Here is an 8,639-nt window from a genome sequence, read left to right as displayed (position 1 = left end):
CCGCCGGACGGGATCTACGACGTCAATGGCTGGGACCTGCCGAAGGCGCTGAAGCTGCTGCTCAAGGGCAATGCCGTGGTCATCGAATGGCTGACCTCGCCCTATGCCTATGCAGGCGACTCCCGCTTCCGTGACGAATTGCTGGCCCTGGCGCGCGAGGTCGTGCAGCCCGCGGCGATCGCCAACCACTACCTTCATCTCGGCGAGCGCCAGTACCGGCGCAGCCTCGAAGGCCGGGCGGCCGTCTCGCTGAAGAAGGTCTTCTACGCCCTGCGCCCGGCGATCGCGCTCCGCTGGATGCGCCACCACCCGGGTGAGACGGTCGCTCCCATGGCGTTCGGGGCGCTGGTCGACGAAAGCGGCCTGCCGGGAGAGGTGCAATCAGTGATCGACGAACTCCTCGCCCGCAAGGCCGAAACCCGCGAGATGGGCGAGGGCGAACAGCCGGCGTCGATCGCGAACTTGATCGAGGCGGAGTTTGGGCAGGGTCGGGACCGATGGCCCGCCTCCTCGCCAGGTCCAATGCCAGGTGGTATCCGCGCAGCCGATCTGATGTTTCGCCGTTGGCTCGAGTAGCTACCGACCCTCTTCGTTCCTACCGCGCGGCTCTTTAGCGATCGGCCATTCCGCATCCTGACGATCGTGTACTGCCATACGAGTGAGGCTCTCGCGACCGTTGTGAGAACAAACCTCCGAATGCACCAGGTGGTCGAGGAGCTCGATCGAATTGCCAGGCGACGCGGCAAGCCGCGGAGTATCCGTATCGACAACGGCTCGTCGTATATCGCCCACGACCTGGCGGACTGACTCGGCGAGCGCAGCATGGAGCACGTCCGTAACGCCCCGAACCCCCGCAAACCCAGGGCAAGATCGAGCGGTGGCACCAGACCCTCAAGAACCGCATCCTGCTCGAGAACTACTATCTGCCGGGCACCCTCGCGCAGGCCGTAGAAGCCTTCGTCGAGCACTACAACCACTGCCGATACCACGACAGCATCGGCAATCTCACTCCGGCCGACGACTATCTCGGGCGCGACCAGGACACGCTCAAGGAAAGGAGGAAGATCACGAAGCAGACCACAAAGCAGCGCTGCTTGCTCAACCAGAGACAGGCCGCGTAGGACCGAAACCGGTGAGCCAGATCCTCCAAAGGGCATCACGTCAGGACGCATATTCTATCTGACGATGGACACCGTCGGCGGGCCATCTCCGACGGCGACTCCGTCTGCGACATGTGCTGGATAGCGCGGGCCTCGGGTATCGTCCGGCACGGTCCCCGAACCGGGCCGCAGTAATCCGGATGGCGGCGACCCAACGAGCGCTTCGGTATCAACTCAATTCCTCTTGCTCCGGCGACGGCCGCCCGACGCTGAGGATCGCGTCGAAGAACAGGCGCGGCCGACCCCAGAGCGAGTTGATAAAGATCGCGGTCACGCTGGCCGCCATGGCGACCATGGCCCAGACGGGATAGAGCAAGCCTGTCGCCGCGATCGGCACCCCGATGCCGTTGAACAGGAAAGCAAGAGAGACGTTCTGCAACATCTTCCGATAGCCCCCGCGGCTGATCTCGCGGGCTTCGGCGACATTCGCGATACGGTTGTTCAGGATGATGATGTCGGCGGCGTCGATGGCGATATCGGTGCCCGAGCCCATGGCAATGCCGACATCCGCCTGCATCAGGGCGGGCGCGTCGTTGATGCCGTCGCCCACCATCGCCGTACGCCCGCGTTTCTGAATATCTCGGATCAACTCGGCCTTCTCGCCCGGCAGCACTCCGGCGTGAACCTCATCAATGCCAAGGTATCCGGCGACGCGGGCTGCGGTGCGTTCGTTATCTCCGGTGACAAGCACAGTGCGAACACCGGCATCGCGAAGCCCGGCGATAGTTTCGACCGCATCGTCGCGCAGTGTGTCACCGAGCGCCAAAAGTCCGACAAGCTCGCCGTCGCGAGCGACGACAATGACCGTGCGTCCCTTGTCCTCCAGTTCGTCGACCCGTTGCTCGATTGGCGTGAGATCCGCGCTGCGTTCTCTCAAGAAGCGCGGACTTCCCAGGAGGATATCCGCACCATCGATGCACGCGGCGACACCTTTGCCGGGCGTCGCCGTGAATGTTTCGGCATCAGGTGGCGTCAGACCCGTCTCGAACGCCGCCTCGACGACGGCCTCGGCCAACGGGTGCTCGGATGCAGCCTCGGCAGCGGCGGCGAGCGCGAGCAACCCATCGGTATCGCCCGACACCGCTTCGACTTCATGCACACGTGGCCGGCCCTCGGTCAGCGTGCCTGTCTTGTCGAAGGCAATCTGGCGCACCAGACGATAGCCCTGGAACGCCTCACCGGTGCGCATCAGGATACCTTTCTCGGCCGCCTCGCCCGCGCCGCGAACGATCGAGAGCGGCGCGGATATGCCAACGGCGCACGGATAGCCCATGACGAGTACGCTGAGGCCCGCGAATACCGCACGCTGAAGGTCCGGCGAAAAGCCCAGCAATTGGGGAAGAAACGCCCAGCCAAGAAAAGAGAGGATCGAGATCGCGAGCACCGCCGGCGTGTAGACACGCAGCACCCGGTCCACCAGGTGCAGCAGGCCGGGCTTCAGGGCGCGGGCATCTTCCACTTCGCGCGCTACGCGTTGCAAGAAGCTCTCCGCGCCGACGGCCGTGACCCGGACCAGCAGCGTGCCATTGCCGTTGATGGTGCCGCCAATGACCGTGTCGCCTGCCTGCCGCTCGACCGGCATGGGTTCGCCGGTGACGAGCGACTGATCCACGGCGGAGCGGCCTTCGACAACCTTGCCGTCCACGGGCAGGCGCTCGCCCGGGCGGACACGCACAAGGTCCCCTTGTGCCACTTCGGAAAGCGGGATTTCGACCTCCTGACCGTCGCGCTGAACGCGGGCGGTCTCCGGCTGAAGGTCGAGGAGGCGTTTGACCGCCTGCGAGGATCTTGTCTTGACGATCAGCGACAGCCATTCGGAGAAGATGTGATAGGTCGCAACCATGACCGCGACCGCGAAGAATGGCGCCGTCGGATAGCCGGGGCGATCAAGCACAAGTCCGATGATCCCGCCGGCCAGCCCGGCAAAGGCGCCCGCTTCCAGCAAAACGTGCTGGTTCAGGATGCCGCGGCGCAGCGCCTGATAAGCCATTGTGAGTATGTGACGTGCGACGCCGAAGACGAGCGCCACCGCCAGCACGCCCACGATCCAGGGCGTGGCGCCGGCCAGCATTCCTTCGCTCTTGAGGGCGAGCAGTCCGACCGTGATGGCGCCGAGGCTCCCCGCGCCGGCGATCGCCGGCCACAGCCCGCGCGCCCTGAGCACGAGGAAGACGAAGGCGACCAGGCTGACCGTCGCCAGCGCCGGCAGGGCCAGGGAGAAGCGGCCGGCGGGGTCGGTAATCAGCGCGATGGACAGGAGGCTGAAGGCCGTGGCGGTCAGAAACCGACGGCCCTCGGCGACCAGTTCGCGTTCCTCTTCGTCGAACGGTCGCAGCTTGTTCGGATCGTGGATCGTGTAGCCGATGTCGCGGAGCGTGCCGAGCAGGGTCTCGGGCGTTGTGACCTCTGGATCGTATTCGACCAGCGCCTGTTCGTGCGTCAGGCTCACAGCGACCTTTTCGACGCCCTTCTGCCGGCCGAGCGCTTTCTCGATCGTGCCTGTGCACAGCGAGCAGTGCAGCCCGCCGATTCGGGCGCGGATGCGGACACGACCGGGACGCTCAGAAGGCTCCTCGCTCCACGGCGGCGCCGAACCCCGGGAGATGGCGGCGGTCGTCATGGCGTGCATCCTTTCATGTCACGGTGTCGTCCCCGGGTCGATATCGGCGAAAAGGCCAAACCCGATCGACCATGCGCCGAGCCCGACGAGGACCAGTCCCGCGAAGACCGGATAGCGCCCCGACAGCGCGGCGAAACGATCGAGAAGGGCGCGTGCGCCGGGGATCAGCACCATCACCACCAATGGCAGTGAAAGCGCGAAACCGAAAACTGCGAGTGCCGCGAACCCTGTGAGGGCGTTTGCGCCGTCAGAAACAGCCGCCCCCGCCAGCAGCGCGAACAGCAGTGGCGCCGCGCAGGCCGGGATGTTCAATCCGAACAACAGGCCCAACCCCACAGACCCGCTCCGCCCGCTCAGCCGTTTAAGGCCCGGGCCCAACGAGACCATGAGCGCCGGAGCGCGCCCTGTCGCAAGCAACAGGCCCAAGCCGACATAGGCCACGCCGAGAAGCAGCCAGGCGCCGCGTTGCAAATCGAGGAACAGCGACCCGATCACCGCAGCAAGAACGCCCAACAGCCCGATGAAGATGGCCCGCGTGAGTGTGAACAGGGATGTTTCCGCGAGCTTGGCCAACGCGCTCTTGCCTTCGAGATATTTGATGAAGACGAGGCTCGACCCGATCGAACACGGTTCGACGAACCCGATCAGGCCAAGACCGGCCGGGATCGCGACGATGCCCATGAAGCTGGTTTCAAGCATGTTCAGTTTGAGTTTGCGGTGAAACCGCCTTTGGCGATCGCCTCTACGAGATCGGTAGTCGAGGCCGCGTTCTGATCGTGCAATATGCGGGCGCGGCGTTCGTCGAAGGAGACCTCAGCCTGTCGAACACCCGGCACCCGGGCAACCAGCACCTCGATTGTCCGGGCACAGCCGTCACAGTGCATACCCTCGATGGTCAGGGTCGTCGTCTTCATGTCCCGCTGCCTTATCTAGATCTGAACGTCGTCGAAGAAGTCGCTGTCTCGGCACCTGCCGGTTCGCGCTGCATGGCATCGAGAATCGTGCAGGCCCTGACGTTGCCGCCGCCCGGACAACTGGCGATCAGCTCATCAAGCGCGGCGCGGATCTGCGTAAGCTGATCGAGCTTGGCCTGGACCTCGGCGCGCTTCCCGATCGCGCGAGCGCGTACGTCGCCACAGTCTGCGCGAGGGTCGGCGCGTAACGAGAGAAGCTCAGCGACCTCGGCCAGGGAGAAGCCGATCTCCTGGGCCTGCCGGATAAAGCGGATGCGCGAGACGGTTTCGTCGGGATAGGTCCGGTATCCGCTCTCCGGCTTGCGCGGCTGCGCAATCAGGCCGCGGCGCTCGTAGAACCGGATCGTCGCGATCCGCACGCCTGCCGCCTTCGCCGCTCTGCCGATTGTCATGTTCGCCTTCGCCATGCGCTTCCTCCTTGCTGATCATTGTGATCCCCGCACCATGGTGCAGGGTCAAGCACGGCGGCAGCGATGACCTGTACCGGGGCGAGCGGTTCTCACGCGCGGCGGCGAGAGTTACCCCGCACAGCAGGACAGCATCGCCACGTCCTTTTCGAAGGTTTGGGCCGCGAGCTTCAGCCCTTCCACGGTGGTGAGATACGGGAAGATCGTCTCGCCGAGTCCCTTTGCCGTCATGCCGGCCTTGAGGGCAAGCGCCAGCGTCTGGACACTGTCGGCGCCTTCGGGCGCGAGGATCTGGCCGCCCAGCAGGCGGTCGGTTTCCGCGTCGGCGACCAGCTTGATGAGCCCGCGCGTATCGCGCGCCGCAAGCGCCCGGGGCACCTGGTCGAGCGGCAGGACCGAGGTCTTGACGTCGTAGCCCGCTTCTCGGGCCGCGGCCTCGCTCAGACCGACGCCAGCCACCTGAGGGTCGGTGAACACCACCCAGGGCATGGCGCTGTTGTCGTAGACAAGGCTGTCGCCATTCAGCGCATTGAGGGCGGCGAGCCTGGCGCCATAGGCGGCCATGTAGACGAACTGGTCGCGGCCGGTGACATCGCCGGCGGCGTAGAGATCGGCCTTGGAGGTGCGCATCCGCTCGTCGACCGCGACGCCGCCATTGTTGGCGAGCTGGACGCCGTTCTGCGGAAGATCGAGCCCGCGCGTATTGGGCGTCCGCCCCGTCGCGACCAGCACCTGTTCCGCCCTCAACGTCTCCCCTCGCCCCTCGATCTCCACGGTCAGCGCAACGCGGTCGTCCGCTCGTGCGATCTGCCGGTATGCGAGGCCATCGCGAACGATGAGGCCTTCGTCGCGCAGATACCCGGTCAGCGCTTCCGAGACTTCCGGCTCGGCCTCCGGCAGCAGACGCGACCGGGTTACCAGCGTCACCTCCGTGCCCATGCGCGCAAACATCTGCGCGAGCTCGCAGCCGACATAGCCACCGCCGATGACAATCAGCGAGCGGGGCAGCGCCGTCAGTTCCAGCGCCGTGGTGCTGGACAGCCAGGGAACATCGTCGATACCGGGAATATCCGGCTTTGCCGGCGCGGCGCCGGTCGTGATGACGGCCTTCCCTGCCGGCACGGTCTGCCCGTCCACGGCAATACCGTCAGGGCTCAGGCGTGCGGCCCCGTCGAGATAGGATATACTGGGCCAGGCGGACAGCAGTTCCACGTATTTGCCCTGGCGCAGGCTCGTCACGAGATCGTCCTTGGCCGCCACGAGAGCTTGCCAGTCCGTCACCTGCGCCTCACCGGAAAGGCCCGGGAAACGGCTGGCGGTGCGCGCACCGTGCAGGGCCTCGGCGGCGCGGATCATGGTCTTCGAAGGCACGCAGCCCACATTGACGCAGGTGCCGCCGATGGTCCCGTGGCCGATAAGGGCGACATTGGCGCCCTGTTCGGCCGCCGTGATGGCGGCGGAGAATCCCGCGGAGCCTGCGCCGATGACAGCAATGTCGTATCGCCCGCCCAAGCGCGATGTGCAGCAATCGGCCATGTCACCCGGTCTCCTTCGTTGCTTCGGGATCGGATTGGCGGCAGGCGATGGACTGCCGCCGCCGCCAGAGGCCATAGGCCGTGATGCCAATGAAGATCGCGAGTGTGGGCAGCAGCACGTAATCCAGCCAGCCGAGCCAGGCCGAGAGGCCAACCACGCCCAGGCCGATGACCAGCACCGGCGTGAAGCAGCAGATGGCGGCGATGACGGTGCCGATGACACCGGTCTTGATGATCGTGGCGTCCTTCATCCGCGCGCCATCACGGTTTCGATCTGGCGGGATATCCTGCATTCGTCGAGGCGGCGGCAATATCCGCGGCGGACGTAATGTTCGGGTCGAACACGGCCGTGGCGGTTCTGGCCTCCAGGTCCGTCTGGACGGAGCGCACGCCTTCTACTCCTTCCATGGCCTTGCGCACGGTGATCGGGCACAGGGCGCAGGTCATGTTCTCGATGGCGAAGATTGCAGTGGCGGTCTCCGTCGCGACGTTGGTCGACTGCGCGTTCACCTGCGACTGGGGTACGAGGAAAAGCGAAGCGCCGATGCCCAGGATAGCCACCGCAGTGGCAACGATGAGAGGTCGTTTCATGTGTCTGTTTCCTAGTAAAACAGCGGCGCCCACCAGTTGATCGTCAGCGCCAGTATGACCAGCGCCGTCCCGATCCAGAGGGCCGCTTGCGTGATGATTGAGGACTGCGGGCGCGCGCAGTAGCTGTCGTCGGCGCAAGCCTTCCTCGACTTCACATACACCTGATGGAAGCCGAGCCCGATGAAGACGAGGGCGACTGCGGCAAAGTATGGTTTGTAAGGCTCCAGCGCCGTCAGATTGCCGATCCACGCCCCCGAGACGCCCAGCGTGAGCAGGGCGAGCGGCGCAATGCAGCACGATGACGCCAGGACCGCGCCGATCAGCCCGCCGGCCGCATACCAGCGCTTTCTGCTATCCCCGGCGTTTTCCGGGGTTTCGTGGGCTTCCGGGTCGGTTCGCACCTCGTGCATGTCGGTCTGTCCTCGATCTTGTTCATTTTTCAGGGTAGGGTCTGTAGTGACTACAGGCTCAAGAGGTTTCTGCAGAACAATGAGGCACGACACGTCAGGAACGGGATTGCACCGCGCCGCGCTTGCGCGCCGCACCGGCTGCAACCTTGAGACCATTCGCTACTACGAGAAGATCGGCATGATGCCGGAACCGCCGCGCACCGAGGCCGGTTATCGCGTCTACGACAACGGCCATGTGGAACGGCTGCGCTTCATCCTGCGGGCACGCGAGCTGGGCTTCTCACTTGACGACATCCGGGGGCTGCTCGCCCTCGTCGATGGCGGTACGCAAACCTGCGCCGAGGTGAAGGAGCGCACCGAACGGCACCTCGCCGATGTGCGTGCGAAGATCGCCGATCTCAAACGCATCGAGCAGGTCCTGGCGGACACTTCCGCCAGGTGCTCAGGCGATAGAATTCCGGAATGCCCGGTCCTGGATGCGCTGACGGAATAATCATGTCGGATCGATCACTGAACCGGCCCCGCGATAGCCGGACCGTGCAGTGTCCGATCACTCTCGCAACTGCTTCGAGCGCCAGGTATCCCCCACGGACATTCGCTATCCGATCTGTCCCAGGATTGGAAAGGTGTCGAGCAGCCAGAATGCGAAGGCAGAGAGATAGTCAGTGATCATCGCAACGCCCATCACGATCAGGATGACCCCGGCGACCTGATTCAGACGGCGGCCCAGTCGGCCAATGGAGCGCAGACGCCGCGCCAGTCGGTCGGTGAACGCCGCAGCCAGGAGGAAGGGCACGCCAAGCCCGGCCGAGTAGACGGCAAGCAGGGTTGTGCCCTCGGAGACCGTCGCGGACGCCGCTGTTGTCGTCAGGATGGCGCCCAGAATCGGCCCGATGCAAGGCGTCCAGCCGAACGCGAATGCGAGACCGAGGACATAGGCAG

Annotated in this window: 11 protein-coding genes and 1 pseudogene; 3 read left to right on the top strand and 9 right to left on the bottom strand. The window is 65.1% G+C overall.

The features are described 5' to 3' along the window. The coding region (locus CWC60_RS20805; RefSeq protein ID WP_109795846.1) for a nucleotidyltransferase domain-containing protein at window positions 1-576 on the top strand (576 nt) is incomplete at its 5' end. 66 nt (window positions 577-642) lie between these two features. Continuing rightward, window positions 643-1,121: pseudogene (locus CWC60_RS20795) on the top strand (integrase core domain-containing protein). A 208-nt stretch (window positions 1,122-1,329) separates the two neighbouring features. Here the strand turns inward: CWC60_RS20795 and CWC60_RS20790 are convergent. The 8 genes from CWC60_RS20790 to CWC60_RS20755 all read right to left on the bottom strand — a co-directional run bounded on the left by CWC60_RS20790 (window position 1,330) and on the right by CWC60_RS20755 (window position 7,697). After that, the gene (locus CWC60_RS20790; protein ID WP_109795847.1) at window positions 1,330-3,780 is read right to left on the bottom strand and encodes a heavy metal translocating P-type ATPase; all 2,451 of its coding nucleotides are present in this window, start codon (window positions 3,778-3,780) and stop codon (window positions 1,330-1,332) included. An 18-nt stretch (window positions 3,781-3,798) separates the two neighbouring features. Beyond that, entirely contained in the window at window positions 3,799-4,479 is a 681-nt protein-coding gene (locus CWC60_RS20785; protein ID WP_109795844.1) for a cytochrome c biogenesis protein CcdA, read from the bottom strand. A 2-nt stretch (window positions 4,480-4,481) separates the two neighbouring features. Next, complete coding sequence (locus CWC60_RS20780; protein WP_109795843.1) at window positions 4,482-4,694, bottom strand: heavy-metal-associated domain-containing protein; 213 nt, start codon at window positions 4,692-4,694, stop codon at window positions 4,482-4,484. 11 nt (window positions 4,695-4,705) lie between these two features. Further along, window positions 4,706-5,161 carry a MerR family transcriptional regulator gene (locus CWC60_RS20775; RefSeq protein WP_109795842.1) on the bottom strand — a complete coding sequence of 152 codons (456 nt, stop codon included), beginning with the start codon at window positions 5,159-5,161 and terminating at the stop codon, window positions 4,706-4,708. Window positions 5,162-5,272: 111 nt separating this feature from the next. Further along, the gene (gene merA, locus CWC60_RS20770; protein WP_109793974.1) at window positions 5,273-6,697 is read right to left on the bottom strand and encodes a mercury(II) reductase; all 1,425 of its coding nucleotides are present in this window, start codon (window positions 6,695-6,697) and stop codon (window positions 5,273-5,275) included. A gap of 1 nt (window position 6,698) precedes the next feature. Continuing rightward, window positions 6,699-6,947, bottom strand: coding sequence for a mercury resistance system transport protein MerF (gene merF / locus CWC60_RS20765; protein ID WP_164516481.1), 249 nt, complete (start codon window positions 6,945-6,947; stop codon window positions 6,699-6,701). A gap of 10 nt (window positions 6,948-6,957) precedes the next feature. Beyond that, window positions 6,958-7,287: a heavy-metal-associated domain-containing protein gene (locus CWC60_RS20760; protein WP_109793973.1), complete on the bottom strand. Its 330-nt coding sequence runs from the start codon at window positions 7,285-7,287 to the stop codon at window positions 6,958-6,960. 11 nt (window positions 7,288-7,298) lie between these two features. Next, window positions 7,299-7,697 (bottom strand): mercuric transporter MerT family protein, encoded by a 399-nt coding sequence (locus CWC60_RS20755; RefSeq protein WP_109793972.1) that lies wholly within the window; start codon window positions 7,695-7,697, stop codon window positions 7,299-7,301. 79 nt (window positions 7,698-7,776) lie between these two features. Between CWC60_RS20755 and CWC60_RS20750 the strand changes: the two genes are divergently transcribed. Continuing rightward, window positions 7,777-8,190 (top strand): MerR family transcriptional regulator, encoded by a 414-nt coding sequence (locus CWC60_RS20750; protein ID WP_109793971.1) that lies wholly within the window; start codon window positions 7,777-7,779, stop codon window positions 8,188-8,190. A 105-nt stretch (window positions 8,191-8,295) separates the two neighbouring features. Here the strand turns inward: CWC60_RS20750 and CWC60_RS20745 are convergent. Next, window positions 8,296-8,639: cytochrome c biogenesis protein CcdA (locus tag CWC60_RS20745; RefSeq protein WP_206420077.1), on the bottom strand; the 344-nt coding region annotated here is incomplete at its 5' end.

Source organism: Minwuia thermotolerans (assembly GCF_002924445.1).
GTDB lineage: Bacteria > Pseudomonadota > Alphaproteobacteria > Minwuiales > Minwuiaceae > Minwuia > Minwuia thermotolerans.
Note: the sequence above shows the minus strand (reverse complement) of the source record. Positions and strands in the feature narration are given on the sequence as shown.

Bases quoted from the DNA above. Each gene is read 5' to 3' on its own strand.
- CWC60_RS20790 (WP_109795847.1), bottom strand. From the start codon at position 3,780: ATGACGACCGCCGCCATCTCCCGGGGTTCGGCGCCGCCGTGGAGCGAG.
- CWC60_RS20785 (WP_109795844.1), bottom strand. From the start codon at position 4,479: ATGCTTGAAACCAGCTTCATGGGCATCGTCGCGATCCCGGCCGGTCTT.
- CWC60_RS20780 (WP_109795843.1), bottom strand. From the start codon at position 4,694: ATGAAGACGACGACCCTGACCATCGAGGGTATGCACTGTGACGGCTGT.
- CWC60_RS20775 (WP_109795842.1), bottom strand. From the start codon at position 5,161: ATGGCGAAGGCGAACATGACAATCGGCAGAGCGGCGAAGGCGGCAGGC.
- merA (WP_109793974.1), bottom strand. From the start codon at position 6,697: ATGGCCGATTGCTGCACATCGCGCTTGGGCGGGCGATACGACATTGCT.
- merF (WP_164516481.1), bottom strand. From the start codon at position 6,947: ATGAAGGACGCCACGATCATCAAGACCGGTGTCATCGGCACCGTCATC.
- CWC60_RS20760 (WP_109793973.1), bottom strand. From the start codon at position 7,287: ATGAAACGACCTCTCATCGTTGCCACTGCGGTGGCTATCCTGGGCATC.
- CWC60_RS20755 (WP_109793972.1), bottom strand. From the start codon at position 7,697: ATGCACGAGGTGCGAACCGACCCGGAAGCCCACGAAACCCCGGAAAAC.
- CWC60_RS20750 (WP_109793971.1), top strand. From the start codon at position 7,777: ATGAGGCACGACACGTCAGGAACGGGATTGCACCGCGCCGCGCTTGCG.